Raw genomic sequence first — 17,760 nt, 5'->3', positions numbered from 1 at the left:
GCAGTCTTCAGCATGTGCTCAGTCATCAGCGGCAGCACCCGCTGCGCCCACGTCGCCGAGTTCACCTGCATCGTGTACTCCGAAGGGCCGCCCGTGTAGCAGTGGGGCTCGCCCGGCCCGTACTGGAACGTAGCATCCGAGTGAGGGTTCCGCGTCGACTCCAGTGTCTTCTCGAGCAGATGCACAGCATTGTTCAGAAAGTACGTATCCCCGTCCCCGACCGCGAGATGCAGCTTGCCTTCGAGCTTCGGTCCCAGCGTCGGCCAGTCGCGCTCAAGGATTGCATCGAGATCATAGTGCTCGCGCCAGTACGCAGCTACCTTCTTGTCGATCGCGCCCGTCAGCGGGTCCACAATCTCCGCCGGGTAGCCGTCCGGCCCGGCAGGCGAAAAGACCGCCTGCCAGATGTCCCACTGCTCGGTCGAGCGCCCATGCGTGCCCAGCACATACTCGAACCGATACTCCGGCCCCGTGTTGGCAATGATGCTGCCATCCGGCTTCCGGTCAGCCGCAATCGGAATCTTCGCAAACGGTCCCTGCCGGTAGAAAGCATTGGTGTCGTCGTAGATATTGACATTCTGATACGCATGAAAATCCACCGGGTCCGGGCACGCCGTGTACGTTCCGTTGTACATGTCCGGATAGAAGATCTGCGTCGCCAGCGACTCCCACCCGCCCGTCGAGCCGCCGTAGGTCGCGCGCGCCCATCCTTGCCCGATGCCGCGATAGGTCTTCTCAATATAAGGAATCAGCTCCTCGTTGATGGCCGAACCATACGGCCCGACGTTCGCCGAATCGACCGCATACGAGTCGTCGTAGTAAGGATTCGCATGTTGCACATACAGAATGATGACGCGCGGCAGCCTGCCCGAAACCCAGTCCTGATAGAACTTGTAGCCGTACTGTTCACGCACAAGCCCGCGCCCATGCTCCTCGCCTGCCTTGGGCGGTGTGGTCACAAACGGCATCGGTGCGCCGAACCCGGCATGGTAGTGGTCCTGATAGACCATCAGCGGGTAGTGCGCGCCGGGATGCTCATCGAAGCCGTCCGGCAACAGCACCCATGCGCCAAGATACATGTCGCGGCCCCAGAATTTGCTGAGCTTGTCGCTCTTGAAGCGAACATACTTCAGCCACTTCCCCGCCGGACTCTTCTCCGCCATCACAACCGGATCTTTGTGCGTGCCTTCAATCGGAGGAATCACCTTATCCAGCGTCAGCCGAATCGTCTTCGTGGACTTCGGATCAATGCGCAGCTTCACCGGAGCGTTGTAAGGATTGCCCGGCTTCGAGTACCAGTGCTGCCCTTCGCCTTTGTCCGGCGGCAGCCAGAGCACGCGACCATCGGCCAGATGAAACTGCTCGTAGATATTGAAGACAGCCTGCACCAGATAATCGCCCGCCGGAATCGCAGCGAGGTCGAGCGGATAGCCGACCGTCTTCTCATCAATTACAAGCGGCTGCCCGGCAGGCGTGCCGTCAGCATCCACGCCAAAGCCCTCGGCCGAGTCGTAGTCTTCATTCAACTGAAAGCGCGGTTCCTCGGCGGCGCGGCGGCCCGCCTGACCCGGCTCCGGTTTCGTCATGATGAGCACCAGATGGCCGTGCAGCTGTGCCTTCGACGGCACAGTCACTTCAATGCGAAGCTGCGCCTCGGCTGCTGCGATTGCGAAGAAGAAGATGGTTGCGATCAGGATGATTCGGCGCATGAAGATGGCCCTCGGTGCTGCGATAGCGTCCGCGCCAGTGTAGCCGAGAAGACGAAGCACGCGGGAGCGTTGCCGTATGAATTCTTCCGATGAGTTGATGAGCGCATGTCTTCAAGTGGCATCACAGCGCATAATAAGCAGAATGGCCCTTCGCTCCGGTTTCGTCTCCATCATTGGCCGCCCCAACGCGGGCAAGTCCACGCTGCTGAACGCCCTGCTGGGCCAGAAGCTCGCCATCGTCACGCACAAACCGCAGACGACGCGCACCCGCATTCACGGCGTGCTCGAAGTGCCGCTCCAGAAGAAGACGAAAGACGCCGCCGGACATCCCGCTGCGCAGATCGTGCTGGTAGATACGCCCGGCGTTCACAAGCCCTCGACACAGCTTGACCGCCGCATGATGCAGGAGGTCCACGACGCACTCGAGTCACGCGATGCAGTGCTGTTCATCGTCGATGCCACTCACCGGCTGGCAAAAGAATCGGACGCGGGCGCGAAGACAACCGGAAGAATGGCGATGTCCGCTGCCGAGGACAACTTCGCTCTGTCGCTGATTCAGAAGCTGGAGTGCCCGGTTATCCTGGTGCTGAACAAAATGGACGCCGTGCGCAAAGAAGAACTGCTGCCGCTGATTGCCCACTGGAGTTCACTGCACCCCTTCGCCGCCGTGATTCCCATCTCGGCGCGAAAGAAAGAAGGTCTGGACCTGCTGCTGGAAAAGATCGTCGGCCAGTTGAAAGAGGGCCAGCGGTACTTTCCGAAGCACCAGCTCACCGACCAGCCTGAACGCTTCCTCGTCGCTGAACTCATCCGCGAAAAAATTCTTCTGCTAACCGGCGAAGAGGTCCCCTACGCCGCCGCCGTCGTCATCGAAAAGTACGAAGAACCTGCCTCGATGAAGAAGACGCGCGACGGCAAGCTGCCAGTCACGAAGATCGCAGCCGCCATCTACTGCGAGCGCGTTGGCCAGAAAGCGATCCTGATCGGCAAGGGCGGCGAGATGCTCAAGCGCATCGGCACTGCGGCCCGCAAGGAGATCGAAAGCCTGCTGGGCACGCGCGTCTTTCTGGAGCTGTTCGTCAAGGTGCAGGAAGAGTGGCGCAGCTCACGCGGCTTCGTCGAAGACCTCGACTGGCGGCGGCAACTGGAACAGATTGCGGAAAAGCAGCAGGCGGAAGAGAAGTAGCTTACTCTTTCACGCTAACGCCCAACGCCTTCATCTTGCGATACAAATGACTGCGTTCAAGGCCAAGTCCTTCCGCCGTGCGGCTGACGTTACCATGATTTTCGTCGAGCTTTTTGAGGATGTAGTCGCGCTCATACGCCTCACGCGCTTCGAGCAGGCTGGAGAACTCCTCGCCGCGCACATTCGCGCGGCCTTCCGTCGGCTTCGCGGGGCCGCGATAGACGAGCATCGGCAGGTGTTTCCGCTCGATGCGCTGCACCTTCGGGTTGAGGATGATGACGCGCTCGACCAGATTGCGCAGCTCGCGCACGTTTCCGGGCCAGTGATACTGCTTAAGCGCAGCAAGCGCATCTTCGGTCATCTCGACATGCGGGCGCCCGTACTGCTGGCCGAACTGTTGCAGGAATTCCTTGACCAGCAGCGGAATATCCTCCTTGCGGTCGCGTAGCGGCGGCACATAAAACGGAATCACGTTGAGGCGATAGAAGAGGTCTTCGCGGAAGTTGCCGCGCGCAATCTCTTCTTCGAGGTCCTTGTTCGTCGCGGCGATAACGCGCACATCCACATGAATGGGATGCGACGCGCCCACAGGAAGAAATCTCTGTTCGTCGAGCGTGCGCAACACCTTGGCCTGCGTCTTGAGGCTCATGTCGCCCACTTCGTCGAGGAAGAGCGTGCCTCCGTCAGCGCGCTCGAAGGTGCCGCGCTTCTCCTGCGGGCCGCTGGTGCCGGAAGGCCCTGCTCCATGACGATAGCCGAAGAGTTCGCTCTCGATGTAGTCCTCGGGAATGGCAGCACAGTTGAGTTCGATGAAGGGACGGTCTCTGCGCAGGCTTTCGGCGTGCATGGCGCGGCCAATCAGTTCCTTGCCTGTGCCGCTCTCGCCAAAGATGAGCACGCGGCCGTTGGTGGGTGCCATCAATTTAATCTGCTGGCGCAGCGCCTTCATGGCGACGCTCTGGCCGGTGACGTTGCCCTTCGCGGCAAGCTGACGCGCGAACTCCGCATTGTCTTCGCGCATCTGCCGCGCCCGCATCGCGTTCTTTAACACAATCAGTGTGCGGTCGAGCGAAAGCGGTTTTTCGAGGAAGTCGTAAGCGCCGAGCTTGGTCGCCCGCACGGCGGACTCAATCGTTCCGTGGCCGCTGATGATGATGACCTCCGGCACGTTGGCCGCCTCCATCTGACGAATCTCCTGTAGCGCGCTCAGGCCATCGCGGTCGGGCAACCAGATGTCGAGCAGCACCACATCGTAGGCAGCGTCACGCAGCAGTTCAAGCGCCTCGGCGGCCGTCGCGCTCGTGGTGACGAGATAGCCTTCTTCCCGCAGGATGCTTTCGAGCGACTCGCGTATCTCGGCTTCGTCATCGACGATCAGGACGTGGTTCAATGCGTTCCTCCGTTGGCATTCGCCGCCGCGAGCATCTCTGCATCCGCCTCGACGCTGCTTGCGGTCCTCAGTTCGATGATGAACTTCGCTCCCACCGGCTCATTCTGCTCCGCGCGGATGGTGCCGCGGTGCTCCTGAATAATTTTGGCCGCAATGGCGAGACCCAGGCCGGTGCCGCGCTGCTTGGTCGAAAAGTAAGGCAGGAAGAGACGCTCGCGCATCTCGTCGGTCAGGCCGGAGCCGGTGTCGGCAATGGTGAGTTCCACGATGCCGTTCTCCAGCAGCGTGGTGCAGATGTAAAGCTCACGCAGCAGGCTCTGCTGCATGGCCTCTGCGGCGTTATCAATCAGGTTGCCGAACGCACGCTTCAGCGCCTCCGGATCCGCCATGACGAGCGGAAGTGTCGGATCCATCTTGCGAACGATGCGAATCGCCGTCATGCGTCCGGCAAAGAGCGCCAGCGAGTTCTCAATGATCGTATTGAGGTCCGCCGGCCTGGGCCGCGCCGTCGGAAATTCAGCCAGCGAGGCGAACTGATCTACCAGCGAGCGCATACTTTCGACCGACGATGTGATGACCTCGCTGCACCGGCGAATGATCGCAGGCGACGGCGAAGCGATCTCGCGCTCGGCAAGTGTGTTGCCCAGGCGGTCGATGTGGCGGTGAATCTGTTCGGCGCTGAGGCTGATCGGCGTCAGCGGATTCTTGATCTCGTGGGCCACGCGGCGCGCAACCTCCTTCCACGCCGACTGCTTCTGCGCGCGAAGAAGCTCGGTCGCGTTTTCAAGCACCAGCACATAGCCGCGATGCTCGCGCCGTGTGCGGTCGCTGGCGAGCGGCATCTCCAGCAGCGCGACAGTGGCGAGCAGGTTCATCGTGCCGCCGAAGCGGCCATGCGCGCTGCCCGCAATCTCGATCTCGCTTGAGTCTGACCCCATGCGGTGGCTCCGCCGGATCAACCGGTCCAGCACCTCGGCAACCTCCGGCGGGAAGACCTCCTCTATCAGCCTTCCAATAAAAGACCGCTGGCCGCCGGGGTCCATCATCTCGCTGAGCGCGCGATTGGCGAGGACGATTCGTCGCTCGGCGTCCAACGTAGCTACGCCATTGGGGATCGTTTCAAGCATCGTCTCAAGCTCACCGCGTCGTGCTTCAAGCGCGGCGTTGGCTGCGCTCAGTTGCACGGTCGAGTACTCGACGGCGCGGCGGCTGCCTTCGAGATCAGCAGCCATGTGGTTGAAGCTGCGCACCAGCTCGCCCAGTTCTTCAGTGGCGCTCTCGCCCACACGATGGCCGTAGTCGCCCGACGCAATCGCCTCCATCGCGTCCGCCAGCGCCTCAACGGGCTTCGTGACTTGCTTGGAGAGATGCAGCGCCAGCCAGCTTGATGCAAACAGCGCCAGACACGTCATCATCAGCAGAAGCAGCATGTAGAGGTTGCGAATCTGGTTGCGACTGCGGAAGATGATCCAGTAAGAATCGGCGGCCGTCCGCAGCGATTCCATCGTAGTCGACATGCCGTTCGGCATGGGAAGCCCGACCACGACGGTCTCTCCCGACTTGAGAGCCGCCGCTCCGAGAGCATAGTCCGTTCCTCCAACGCTGAAGACCGGCTCGTCCGCGCGTTTCGATGCAGTCAATATCTGGGCGTCGGTGGAGTCGCCCACGGCCACACTCGCGTGCCCTTTAACAGCCTCGCCTCCCTGCTCCGGCATCCACGTCTTGACCTGCGCCGTCGCGCCGCTGTGTTGCGGCATCTGGTAAGCCGCAACGGGAACGCCGTCCCGATAGATGAGGGCAAAGCCATTTTGCAGCGTGATGTCATGCCTGCGCAGTACGTCGTAGATCTCCTGCCGCTGCTCAGACTTATCTGTAGCGGCATCGGTGGGGGCAAAAACAGGCAGGCTCACAGCGATGGAGTCAGCCTCAGCCCTGGCGTTCGCCGTGGTGTACTGGGCCAGGTCGAGCGCCATCTGATTGCTGGCGTCGCGCATCTGCGTCACGGGCTGCGAAAACCAGCGGTCCACAGCGCGGTTCATCAGGCCGTAGCTGAAGAACGCCATGAAGGCGATCGGAAGAAGGCTCACTAGGACTGCGCCCAGCAGCATCCGCGTGCGCAGGCGCGTACCCATGACGCGGCTGCGCTGCTCGGCATAGAGCTTGAGCACGTTGCGCGCAAGCAGAATGAGGACCGTGACGAACAGAAGAAACGCCACCACCGAGAGACCCGTAAAAACAAAGATCTGCCCGGTCGTGGCTGGATTCAGAAACTTGACGTTGAAGGCCTGGAGCGCGACCAGCGTTGCGAGCAGCACCAGCAGGCACGTGCCCAGGGCGATGCTCCACAACTTTCGCCGGTTTGTCTCGTTCCGGCCCGTCTCGTTCGCCATACCGACCTCGGTGGTGCCACTATTTTAGCCAACCACCGCCTACTGGACGAGTGTCGTGACCGGCTTCCACTCGCGCTTCTGCGCGGCGGCCACAGCAGCATAGGTGAGCGTGCCGTCGAATGTATTGACGCCCTCCGCAATGCCTTTGTCCTCGCCGATAGCGGCCTTCGCGCCCATGCGCGCCAGCTTCAGCACATAGGGGAACGTCGCATTGGTCAGAGCAAGCGTCGAGGTGTTCGGCACCGCTGCCGGCATATTGGTCACACAGTAGTGGACCACGCCATCGACCTCGAACGAAGGGTCGCTATGTGTGGTGGGGTGCGCGGTCTCGATGCAGCCGCCCTGGTCGATGGCCACATCCACGACCACCGCGCCCTTCTTCATCTTCGACACCATCGCTTTGGTGACAATCTTCGGCGCGGCCGCTCCCGGAATCAGCACGCCGCCGATGACCAGATCGGCCTCGCGGACGGCCCGCTCGATGTTGTAACTGTTCGAGGCGACCGTAAACACACGCCCGTTGAAGATGTCGTCAATCTCGCGCAGCCGGTTCAGGTTCAGATCAATCAGCGTCACCTTCGCACCCAGGCCCAGCGCCATCTTCGCCGCGTTGGTGCCCACAATGCCTCCGCCGATGATGCACACATTGCCCGGAGGCACTCCCGGAACACCGCCCAGCAGCACGCCGCGCCCGCCATGTTCCTTCTCCAGATACGCCGCGCCCACCTGCACGCTCATGCGTCCGGCGACCTCGCTCATGGGCGTCAGCAGAGGCAATGCACCCGCGCGGTCGCGGACTGTCTCGTAGGCAATGCCCGTCACCTTCTTCGTCAGCAGCGCCTCGGTAAGATCGGGAACAGGCGCAAGGTGCAGATAGGTGAACAGCACCAGCCCTTCGCGGAAGTGGCGATACTCCGACTCGATCGGTTCCTTCACCTTGACGACCATCTCTGCAAGCCGCCAGACGTCGTGCGCCGAGCCCACAATCTCCGCACCGGCAGACTGATACTCATCGTCGGGCATAGCGGAAAGTGCGCCGGCGTTATGCTCCACCAGCACCTTGTGACCGGCCTCGACCAGCGCCTTCACACCGGCCGGTGTAATACCTACACGGCTCTCATGGTCTTTGACTTCCTTAGGCACTCCAATCATCATCGTTGTCTCCCATCAAACCGTCTTTGATTGTATCTACTTAGGCGACACATCGGCATTTGTCCCGGACGTGCCGCGCCGCATCATTTAGATTGAGCGCATGGCACAGACTTCCAGCACAGTTTCCGCCATGTCGCCGTCGCGTGCAGCAACGCGCAACCATCGATGGTTCGCCATGCCGGTGGCGGTCTCGCTTGTCATTGTCATCGCTGTCACATGGGCCTTCGGTATCCGCGAAACAAAGCCGCTTTTCACGCTCCGCAGTCTCGTTGGGCCAACCACCCAAAGCCTGCTCCATGGCGGCGGCCTCACAGTATGCACTGAGGTCATGGGGACCCCCGGCAATCCCATCTGCTTTCACTCCGCGCGGATGCCCATCCCTACGCTTGTGGTTGCGCTGGGCATCAGCCTGCTGGGGAATCATTATCTGCGGGTAGCCTTCTTCAAGGCATTGCTGCTGCTCTTCCCCCTCGAACTTGCAATGTATCTGGCATGGCGTCGAATGCCTGACCAAACGCCGCGCAGGATCACCGCCATCTTCCTTCTACTGGCTCCGTTTGCTGTTCCCGCATTTCTCGCATGCGTCGTCAACATGCAGGTCGAGGAGGGCTACACCTACAGCCTGCTTGCTCTTGCCGTTGCGATTCTCTTCTTTGCCGAAGAGCTGGACTTGCCGCTGACACTTCTCTTTGCAGTGACGCTCGACTGCCTCTTCCTGTCAAAGAGTTCGATGGCGCCGGCAGTGATCGTTCTTCTGATTGGCTACCTGCGAATGCAGCACAGATGGAAACTGCACCTGCTGGCAACCGCACTCATACTGACTGCTCCCGTTGGATGGGCCATCTATCAACACCACGCCGGCGGTCGCTACAGCCTGGGCACCAGCCTGGACGGCCTCAATCTGCACAAAGGCAACAATGCAGCTTTTCTCGATCACTATCCGCCTGCGCCGGGCGAGACGCTTGACGGCTTCGACCGGGACCTGAACCGGGGCCTCCACTTCGGCGATGAGTGGAGCTTCAACGACTATCATCTTCACGCCGCTGTCGAGTACATGCGTCTCCATCCGCGCGAGACTCTGCGCGGCGATCTGCGCAAGCTGGAGGTCGCGCTCGTCTCCATCCGGAAGATCGGCTCCCGGCAGGAGCACGGAGCCATGCTCGCCTGGGAGGTCGCGAGTCTCGTGTTCTTCCGGCTCATGCTGTGGACGGCGATCCTCGGTGCGCTCTATGCGGCAACCCGGCCTGCTCTGCCCGGCGACCCTTCCCTACGGACGGCAAGCTGGCTCTTTCTTGCGCTGGTGGCAGCCTGCCTCCTGCCCTATATTGCGGGCTTTGCATACACGCGGCACGTCAGCGTGCTCATCTACCCCGCCGCCTTGATGTGCTGCCGGATGCTGACGCACACTGGGCAAGTCTCGCGCTAACACCAAAGTAGGACAGGAATGCTTACTGGTTAGGTGACGGTGGAGAATCCCTGCTTGCAAAGGGACTACACTAGTGGGAGCCTCGTTTTCAGGCAACGACCTCTACAAATTCTCGGGAATTTTCTTATTTCATCTATGTCTTCAAACGGTTTTCAGATGCGGTACTCCCGCATACACAATATGCGGTCTCTCTTCAGCCTGTTTTCAAGCGACCTGGCCATTGACCTGGGCACGGCCAATACGCTTGTCTACGCGCACGGCAAGGGCATCATCGTCAACGAACCTTCGATCATCGCGGTCAACAAGATCACCAATGAGGTCGAGGCCGTGGGCAAGGAGGCCAAGGACATGCTCGGCCGCACGCCGGGCAACATCGTCGCCATCAAACCCATGAAGGACGGCGTCATCGCCGACTTCCGCCACACGGAGAAGATGCTGAACTACTTCATCCAGAAGGCGCACAACCGCAAGATGATGGTGCATCCGCGCATCGTCATCGGCGTGCCCTCCGAGATTACGCAGGTGGAAAAGCGCGCCGTCATGGACTCGGCCTACCGGGCCAAGGCCTCCGAGGTCCACCTGGTCGAGCAGGCCATGGTCGCGGCCATCGGCGCGGGCCTGCCCATTACCGAGCCGGGCGGCAACATGGTCGTCGATATCGGCGGCGGGACTACCGATATTGCCGTAATCTCGCTGGCAGGCATCGTCTACTCGCGCTCGGTCCGCATGGCCGGCAACCAGATGGACGAGGCCGTGATGACCTACCTGAAGCGGAAGTACAACCTGCTGATCGGCGAACGCACCGCCGAGCAGATCAAAATTTCGCTCGGGTCGGCTTATCCGCTGGACAAGCCTATCGAGATGGAGGTCAAGGGCCGCAACCTCATCGAGGGCGTTCCGAAGACCATCACCATCGAGGACTCAGAAATCCGCGAGGCGCTCTCGGAGTGCATCTCAACGATCATCAATGCGATTCGCGTGGCGCTCGAGCGGACGCCTCCGGAGCTTTCAGCCGACATCTCCGACCGCGGAATCGTGCTCACCGGCGGCGGCGCGCTCATCAAGAACCTCGACAAGCGCATCCGCGAAGAAACAGGCTTGCCGGTCTCGATTGCGGACGACCCGCTGGCCTCGGTCGTTCTAGGCACGGGCAAGATGCTCTCGGACTTCAACCTGCTCAGGAAGATCTCCATCGACTAAAGCTACGACTGCGGATCTGCGCGGATTTCACGGATAAAGACAAAAGCCTTATCCGCGAAATCCGTGTAAATCCGTGGTCGCTTTTAAATAGCCGCCGGGACCTGGACCTCCTGGCCTTTGTGGCGGGACTCATTAGACGGAATCACGCAGAGGTCGGAGCCGTAGCCGACGTGGACGTTCGAGATGGGGTCGGTGCCGGTGCGGACACAGTAGACGAAGGCGCGGGTGGCTGCGGTGGTGGGGTCTTCAGCGGTGGTGACTTCAACGGGTTTGCCGGGGCCGCGATACGGCATCTCGCCCGCTGGCTGGTAGGACGCGCTGGTGACAACGGCTTTGCCTGCGCCTTTGGCCGGGACGACGTGGGGCTTGTGCTTTGGCTCGTAGTAGAAGGTCGCGTCCAGCAGCGTGAGGTTCAGCGAGCCTTTGTCGCCGTAGACCCAGAGCTGGTCGCCCATCTTGGCATTGTTGGTCATCGAGGTGAAGATGCAGCGGCGGCCACCGGGGTAGGAGAGCACAGCCTGGACGTTGTCGTCGGTCTCGCGGCCGTCGTGCCAGTAGCAGATGGAGCCGGACGCAATCGCTGAGGTCGGGGTCGCGTCGAGGATCCAGTTGGCGATGTCCATGTGGTGCGAGCCGAGTTCGGCGAACAGGCCGAGCGACCACTCGTTGTAGAGACGCCAGTTGATAAGCCGTTCGAGCGAGGGGTCGGGCACGGGACGACGCCAGTTGTTGTTGCGGTTCCAGTAGGCCATGATGTGCGTGACCTCGCCGATCTCGCCCTGTTTGACGCGGGCGACGGCGGCGCGAATCCACGGCGAGTAGCGATATTGGTGGCCGATCTGGAAGATGCGCTTGTTGGCCTTGGTCGCTTCGACAATCCTGCGCGCGTCTTCGAGGTGGTAGGCCATCGCCTTTTCGCCGTAGACGTGGTGGCCGGATTCGAGTGCGGGGATGACGTGGCTGGCGTGCAGGCCGAGCGGCGTCGAGACGATGACCGCGTCGAGGTCTTTGCGGTCGAGCAGTTTGCGGAAGTCGGTATAGGACGGAACCTCGTATCCGCAGACCGCGTTCAGCTCGGCGAAGCGCGGCTGGTAGACGTCCGCCGCCGCGACAATCTTGACGCCGGGAACACGAAGGAAGTTGCGCACAAGCTCCTTGCCCCGGCTGCCCGGCCCGATGATGCCGATGCGGAACGGCGACGAGTCCGTGGTGCGGGCGATCTGGCGATCAGCTTCGGCCTCGGTCTTCGAGGTCGTTTGCGCAAACACCTGGCCAATGGCGGGGTCCGAGGCAAGGGTGGTGGCGGCGACGGCGGCAGAGATGCCACGGACGAATTCACGACGATCAATCATGGGGCTGGGGTCCTTTTTGTCTTGCTTGAGATTGGTTGCACGGCTGGCCTTTCCAGTGGATGGCCGTGCAGGAGGTCTGCGTAAAGATGAGCGCCTGGACTTTCGGCATGGTGCTGAGCAGGCGCTGGGATGCTGCGGGATTGAGTACGAAGACGACGGTCGAGAGCGCGTCGCTGTCCGTTGCGCTGGGGTCGATGACGGTGGTCTGGAGCACGCCTTCGACCGGGCGCATGGTGCGGGGATCGAAGATGTGGCAGTAGCGATGGCCGTTCTGGATGAAGAACTTCTGCGTGCAGGCCCCGGTGGAGAGCGACGTGTCCCGGATCTGAATGGTGCTGGCGATCTTGCCGGGGTGCTGCGGGTCGGGTACATCCACTGGCCATCCCGCCGCGCCCGGAATCGCGCCGATGGCGTAGAGCGTGCTGCCCCCTGCGTCGATGAACGCGGAGGTGATGCCTTGTGCGCGGAGGAGCTTCTCGACGCTTTCAACGGCGAAGCCCTTGCCGATACTGCCGGGGTCCAGCTCCATGGGCTGGTGTTGCGTGAACGAGACGCTGCGCGTCGCCGGGTCGAGCGCGATGTGCTGCCAGCCGATCTTGTCTTTGAGCGCGTCGAGTTCAGACTGCGGCGGAACGTGGCCTTGATGGAAGAAGAATCCCCACGCGCGCAGCAGCGGGCCGACGGTGATGTCGAATGCGCCGCCGGAGACGCGGCTCCAGTAGACGGAGCGCGTGAGGAAGCGGAAGGTTTCCGGGTCGGTGACGACCGGGCCTGAACCGGCCTCGCGGCTGATGCGGGAAAGTTCGCTGGACGGGCGGTAGTTGCTGAGCAGTGCTTCCAGGCGGTCGATCTCGTTGAACGCGGAGTTCATGGCCGTCTCCGCGCTGGTTTCGCTGGGCGCGTAGAGGTCGATGGTGAAGACGGTGCCCATCGCGGCGTGGGTCTGATGGAATCGCTGGAGCGCGGGCTGTGCGGCCAGCGGCGGGCTCAGCAGAGCCGTCAGCAATAGGGCCCGGATGCACTGCGTTGCGAGTTTTCGAGCGCGTCCCGCCAAATTCCCTACGCCTTCGGTTCAGTTGCAAGTGTGAACAATCATACGGAATGAGGGGCACGTTGGTCATCCGCGCGAGCGAGCGACCGTCTATGCGCTTGCAGACGAAGGGATCAGACTGACGTGGATGCGGTCGATGCGGCGGTCGGTCGAGGCGAGCACTTCGAGGCGCAGGCCGTCCTGCTCGACGACTTCGCCGGGCAGCGGGATGTGGCCGGCGATCTCGGAGACGAGGCCGCCAAGCGTTGTCGATTCGTAGTGCGCGGGCAGACGAAGCGCCGTCAGTTCATCGCGCTGATCATGCGGCGCGCCGTACTCTTCGGGCGAGTCGGCGGGATCGTGCGCGATGCTTTCTTCGGCGGGGCTGAGCTGCTCGCTGAAGAGGTCGCGCAGACGCGAGAGTTCAAACGTGCCGGGGACGATGAATGAGCCGTCGGGCTGGCGCTGGGGCGTGTCTTCGGCCTCAGGCTCGTCGTGCTCGTCGGCGATGCTGCCGACGATGGCCTCGATGAGGTCTTCGATGGTGACAAGGCCGGCCACATTCCCGTACTCGTCGATGACGATGCGCATGTGCTGTTTTTCGCGCTGCATCTCGCGCAGCAGCGCGGCAACTTTTTTCGTCTCGGGCACGAAGGCGACGGGGCGCTGAATCTCGGCGACCGTCCGGGCGCTGGCCTCGATGTCGAGCACCTGGAGAAGGTCGTGCGCGAAGGCGAGGCCGGTGATGTGGTCGAGCGAGCCTTCGTAGACCGGCACACGCGAGAAGGCGCTCTCGTTGATCTTCGCGGTGAACTCGCGCAGCGTCAGCGTGCCGGGGACGGCGAAGATCTCCGGGCGCGGCGTCATCACTTCGAGCACGATCTTGTCGCCGAACTCGACGGCAGAACGCACCAGCTCGCGGTCGGACTCTTCGAGGATGCCCTCCTCTTCACCGGCTTCGAGCAGCGCGTCCATTGCCTCGGAGGGACGATCTTCTTCAGCGGTGTCCTCGGGTTCGGCCAGCGCGGCAATGGAGAGCAGCAGGCCCAACAGCAGCGTGATCGGCAGGATGAGATAGAAGAGTGCCTGCAGGATGACGCGAATCCGCACGACCCACAGCCCGCGCGTGCGGGTGAAAAGCAATCGCGGAATGAACCAGTCGAAGAGGAGGATAAGCAGAATGATCTCGCAGGCCACGCGGACAATCTCCGCCACGCTCGGCGAGCGAGCCAACGTCGGCAAGAGAGCAGTCGTGTGCGTGTAGAGGCGCAGACCGGCAAAAAGCGCGATGGCGGCGAGCGCAAGCTGGCGCAGCACGGAGGCCGAGAGCGCGATTGATTCGCGGCCGAGGTGGAGACGCGGTTCGACGAGCCGCTCCCAGGCGTCGATGTTGTCCTGATACTCGCGGGCGAGGAACTTGCCCATCTCCGTGTAGATGCGGTCGGCGTAGGCGGCCAGCGCGAGGATGAAGAGCAGCACGATGAAGACGAGCGTGCCGATAAGGTTCGTACTCATGCGCGCCGCCCTGGCTTGTGCGCTGGTTGATGCGTACGCTCGATCAGCGTCGCGGGAAGGCGCAACCCGGCGCGGAGTTCAGCCTCGCGGGCCGCCATCTCGCCCTGATCGGTCTCGTGGTCCATGCCATTAAGATGCAGCAGACCGTGGAGGATGAGGACACGAATCTCTTCGGCGAGCGTGTGGCCGAACGACCGGGCCTGCCGCGCGGCGGTCTCGACGGAGATGGCGAGGTCTCCGGCGTGTTCGTCGGCTATTTCGGCTGGCGCAGGAAAGCTGAGGACGTCGGTCGGTTTGTTCTTGCCGCGAAAGGCGCGATTCAGGCGCTTGAGTTCGTCGTCAGTCGAGAGAAGAATATCGACCTCGCCCGCGAGGCCGATGGCGCGGCGGGCGCTTGAAGCGAAGCGTGACAGGGCTGACTTCGAGAGCGCCTGCGATTCCGCAGCCGGGTCGATGGTGATCATGGCTCGACCTGCTTCGCCGGCGGCGATTGGAGCGAGTAGACGCGGACGTAGTCTACGAGCATCGTCTGCGGGAAGACGGTCGTGGCGTCGGGGTTGCCGGGCCAGCGGCCTCCTACGGCGAGGTTGAGGATGATGAAGAAGGGGTGGTCGTAGACCCACTTCGTTCCCGGCGGGAGATCCGCAGGAGTGCGGTGGGCGACGAGGTGCTTGTCGAAGTAAAACTTGATGTCGTTCGGCGACCACTCGACGGCGTAGGTGTGGAAGCCGGAGTTGACGGTCTCGCCGGGTGGCAGCGTGAATTTGGCGGAGATGCCGTGCGCGCCGCTGTAACCGGGCCCATGCAGGGTTGAGTACATGGTGTCCGTCGCGCCGATGGTTTCAAGGATGTCGATCTCGCCGCAGTTGGGCCAGTGGTTCGTCTCGATGTCGTTGCCGAGCAGCCAGAAGGCGGGCCAGGTGCCTTTGCCGATGGGCAGCTTGATGCGGGCCTCGAAGCGTCCGTAGGCCTGGCTGAAGTGGCCGAGCGTGCGGATGCGGCCCGAGGTGTAGTGGCGCGGGATGCCGTCTTTGCCGGTGAAGTCTTCGCTGCGGGCGGTGATGACGAGGTTGCCGTGCTGCTGTTCGACGTTGGCAGGGCGATCTGTGTAGGTCTCCTGCTCGTCGTTGCCGTGGCCGCTGCCGCCGGTCTCGAAGGACCACTTCGCCGGATCGGGCGAGGAGCCGCTGGGGCCATTGAACTCGTCGCTCCACGTGAGCTGCCATTTCGAGGGCGCGGGCTGCTGGGCACGAGCGGCTTCGACGGGGCTGAGCAGCAGGGCGAGGCAAAGCAGCTTGTGGAGGATGTGGCTTGGAGGCTCAGCAATCATTGGTCGGGTCGGTTCCTCAACATCGACAAAAATTCTGTATCTTCCTTCGCGGTGCAGGCGCCTCGCAAGCGAAGATCCGTGCCGCTACGAGCAAAATGCGGGGATTCTTCGCTGCGCTCAGAATGACAGGCAAAAAACATCAACAGAGGGCTACGCGCCCTCTGCTGATGATGGTATCGCATGGAACCGAAGCTATTGCGGCTTCGGCAGAGGCTGCGGAGCGGTAGCCGGGACGATGGCCGGTTCGAGCGTGGCTGATTCGCCGAGCGCGAGCGGGAGTTGCTGCTGGGCGCGGCCGTAGCTGTCGTAGGCGCGGACGATGCGCTGAACGAGTTGATGACGTACCACGTCCACGTCCTCGAAGTGGCAGAAGCGGATGCCTTCGACGCCGTCGAGCACATGAATCGCTTCGAGCAGCCCGGATCTCTTTGGGTTGGGCAGGTCGGTCTGGGTCAGGTCGCCGGTGATGACGGCCTTCGAGTTGTTTCCCATGCGGGTGAGAAACATCTTCATCTGCTCAGTGGTGGTGTTCTGGGCCTCGTCCATGATGATGAAGGCATCGTTGAGGGTGCGTCCGCGCATGAAGGCGAGCGGGGCAACCTCGATGACGTTGGTCTCGAGCATCTTGTCGACGCGCGGCGGATCGAGCATGTCATAGAGCGCGTCGTAGAGCGGGCGCAGGTAGGGATCGACCTTCTCCTGCAGACTGCCGGGAAGGAAGCCGAGTCGCTCGCCTGCTTCGACGGCGGGGCGGACGAGGATGATGCGGCTGACTTTTTTGGCCATGAGCGCGGCGACGGCCATCGCTACGGCAAGGTAGGTCTTGCCGGTGCCGGCGGGGCCGAGGCCGAAGGTCATGTCGCACTGCTCGATGGCTTCGACATACTTGCGCTGGTTGGGCGAGCGAGGCTGCACCATGCGCTTGATGCCGGCGGAGCGTTGCTTGCCGGTCTCGACGAGCGCGCGGAGGTTGACGGAGGGGTCTGAGACGACGAGCCGCAACATGCCGTTGAGTTCGCCGTTGTGCAGATTGACGCCGATTCTGCGGAGGTAGTCGAAGTCGTTAAAGATTTGTTCCACGCGGGCGATGCTGTCGGGCTCGCCGGTGACGTGGATGGCGTCGGAGCGGAGATCGATCGTGACGTTGAGTTTGTCCTCCAGGAGCCGGAGGTTTTCATCGTGGGTCCCATAGAGGGGCTCAATGCCAGGCGTGATTTCCATGGTTTTTTTAATCAAGTAGTGTGCTGACCTCCGTCAGGCGAAGCTGGGTTGCCGGCCCTGTTGATTAGACAGGCCAGCGGGGCTGAAGGTTGCTGATCGTGCAGATGTCGGGCAGGGGGTTGGGTTTTGAGGGTGGCTCGGACCGGGATGGCGAAAGGCACCAATCGAGTACCAAAGATGGGCACAGAGTAGAACGCGCGGGGTGGGCCGTCAAGTGGCATTTGCTGGTTCATTTCATGTTTGCTGTTGATGATGCAATCCCAGGGTTTCTGCGGTTGACCGGCGGCGCGGAGTTTCGTAGACTTAGAAGTTGCAGGGAGTGCGGCAGGTTGTGTTCTGACCGGCCTGGGCCTGCACCCCATCCCCGTTACCAATCTTTAGGGTTGAGAGAAGAGAGTTTATGGCAAATCATGTTTCGTCGTTGAAGCGCGCACGTCAGACCGAGACCAAGACCGCGGTGAACCGCGCTAACCGCAGCAAGCTGCGTGGCACGCTGCGTTCGCTGCGCGAGGCCATCGCGGCCGGTGACAAGGCCACGCTGGGCAAGGCGTACAGCGAGACGGTCTCGGTGCTCGATAAGAGCGTGCAGAAGGGCGTTCTTCACAAGAACACGGCCAGCCGCTACAAGAGCCGCCTGAATGCTAGGGTCAAAGCCGTCTCTGTGAAGAAGTCGGCTTAAGAACTTTCTGATTCTGGAAGGCGCAGGAGCGTGGCCACGGGCTACGCTCCTGCGCCTTTTTGTTTTGCGGGAGGGGTACTCCCCTCGGTTACTTTTTCGCAAAGTCCTTTTAACAAAGGAGTTAGGTTCGGACTACCTTCGCTTGCCCGGCATAACGTGTTTATTATGAATGCTTTAACT

General features: G+C 61.9%; 14 protein-coding genes. 4 read left to right on the top strand and 10 right to left on the bottom strand.

Features of this window, described 5'->3' with window-relative positions:
* The coding region (locus VFU66_RS15095) for an alpha/beta hydrolase-fold protein (RefSeq protein WP_326447096.1) at positions 1–1,769 on the bottom strand (1,769 nt) is incomplete at its 3' end.
* A gap of 82 nt (positions 1,770–1,851) precedes the next feature.
* Here VFU66_RS15095 and era point away from each other — a divergent pair.
* The gene (gene era / locus VFU66_RS15090; RefSeq protein WP_326447095.1) at positions 1,852–2,895 is read left to right on the top strand and encodes a GTPase Era; all 1,044 of its coding nucleotides are present in this window, start codon (positions 1,852–1,854) and stop codon (positions 2,893–2,895) included.
* A gap of 1 nt (position 2,896) precedes the next feature.
* Here era and VFU66_RS15085 read toward each other — a convergent pair whose 3' ends face one another.
* From VFU66_RS15085 to ald, 3 genes are read right to left on the bottom strand one after another with little or no spacing between them, the layout of a single operon-like run.
* Entirely contained in the window at positions 2,897–4,285 is a 1,389-nt protein-coding gene (locus VFU66_RS15085) for a sigma-54-dependent transcriptional regulator (RefSeq protein WP_326447094.1), read from the bottom strand.
* Positions 4,282–6,675, bottom strand: a complete 2,394-nt coding sequence (locus VFU66_RS15080; RefSeq protein WP_326447093.1) for a sensor histidine kinase — start codon at positions 6,673–6,675, stop codon at positions 4,282–4,284. Before VFU66_RS15080 ends, VFU66_RS15085 begins: the two co-directional genes overlap by 4 nt.
* Before the next feature lie 39 nt (positions 6,676–6,714).
* Positions 6,715–7,830 carry an alanine dehydrogenase gene (gene ald, locus VFU66_RS15075; protein ID WP_326447092.1) on the bottom strand — a complete coding sequence of 372 codons (1,116 nt, stop codon included), beginning with the start codon at positions 7,828–7,830 and terminating at the stop codon, positions 6,715–6,717.
* A gap of 97 nt (positions 7,831–7,927) precedes the next feature.
* Between ald and VFU66_RS15070 the strand changes: the two genes are divergently transcribed.
* Together VFU66_RS15070 and VFU66_RS15065 are read left to right on the top strand one after the other, a co-directional pair.
* The gene (locus tag VFU66_RS15070; RefSeq protein ID WP_326447091.1) at positions 7,928–9,253 is read left to right on the top strand and encodes a hypothetical protein; all 1,326 of its coding nucleotides are present in this window, start codon (positions 7,928–7,930) and stop codon (positions 9,251–9,253) included.
* A gap of 135 nt (positions 9,254–9,388) precedes the next feature.
* A complete protein-coding gene (locus tag VFU66_RS15065; RefSeq protein WP_326447090.1) occupies positions 9,389–10,453 on the top strand; it encodes a rod shape-determining protein in 1,065 nt (354 codons plus the stop codon).
* 83 nt (positions 10,454–10,536) lie between these two features.
* On the opposite strand, the gene VFU66_RS15060 is transcribed toward VFU66_RS15065, so the two are convergent.
* From VFU66_RS15060 to VFU66_RS15035, 6 genes are all read right to left on the bottom strand, one after another.
* On the bottom strand, positions 10,537–11,805 hold the full coding sequence (locus VFU66_RS15060; RefSeq protein ID WP_326447089.1) for a Gfo/Idh/MocA family protein: 1,269 nt from the start codon (positions 11,803–11,805) through the stop codon (positions 10,537–10,539).
* Positions 11,798–12,811, bottom strand: a complete 1,014-nt coding sequence (locus VFU66_RS15055; protein ID WP_326447088.1) for an FAD:protein FMN transferase — start codon at positions 12,809–12,811, stop codon at positions 11,798–11,800. Before VFU66_RS15055 ends, VFU66_RS15060 begins: the two co-directional genes overlap by 8 nt.
* A gap of 135 nt (positions 12,812–12,946) precedes the next feature.
* On the bottom strand, positions 12,947–14,350 hold the full coding sequence (locus VFU66_RS15050; protein WP_326447087.1) for a hemolysin family protein: 1,404 nt from the start codon (positions 14,348–14,350) through the stop codon (positions 12,947–12,949).
* Entirely contained in the window at positions 14,347–14,814 is a 468-nt protein-coding gene (gene ybeY, locus VFU66_RS15045) for an rRNA maturation RNase YbeY (protein ID WP_326447086.1), read from the bottom strand. Before ybeY ends, VFU66_RS15050 begins: the two co-directional genes overlap by 4 nt.
* On the bottom strand, positions 14,811–15,680 hold the full coding sequence (locus tag VFU66_RS15040; protein ID WP_326447085.1) for a glycoside hydrolase family 16 protein: 870 nt from the start codon (positions 15,678–15,680) through the stop codon (positions 14,811–14,813). Before VFU66_RS15040 ends, ybeY begins: the two co-directional genes overlap by 4 nt.
* A 192-nt stretch (positions 15,681–15,872) precedes the next feature.
* Positions 15,873–16,916 carry a PhoH family protein gene (locus VFU66_RS15035; RefSeq protein WP_326447084.1) on the bottom strand — a complete coding sequence of 348 codons (1,044 nt, stop codon included), beginning with the start codon at positions 16,914–16,916 and terminating at the stop codon, positions 15,873–15,875.
* A 385-nt stretch (positions 16,917–17,301) separates the two neighbouring features.
* On the opposite strand from VFU66_RS15035, the gene rpsT reads away from it, so the two are divergent.
* Positions 17,302–17,580: a 30S ribosomal protein S20 gene (gene rpsT / locus VFU66_RS15030; protein WP_326447083.1), complete on the top strand. Its 279-nt coding sequence runs from the start codon at positions 17,302–17,304 to the stop codon at positions 17,578–17,580.
* Positions 17,581–17,760: the final 180 nt, after the last annotated feature.

The sequence above is a fragment of the Edaphobacter sp. genome (assembly GCF_035763405.1).
In the GTDB taxonomy this organism is placed as follows: Bacteria; Acidobacteriota; Terriglobia; order Terriglobales; family Acidobacteriaceae; genus Edaphobacter.
The sequence above is the reverse complement of the archived record's forward strand: the minus strand, read 5'-3'. Positions and strand labels throughout refer to the sequence as shown.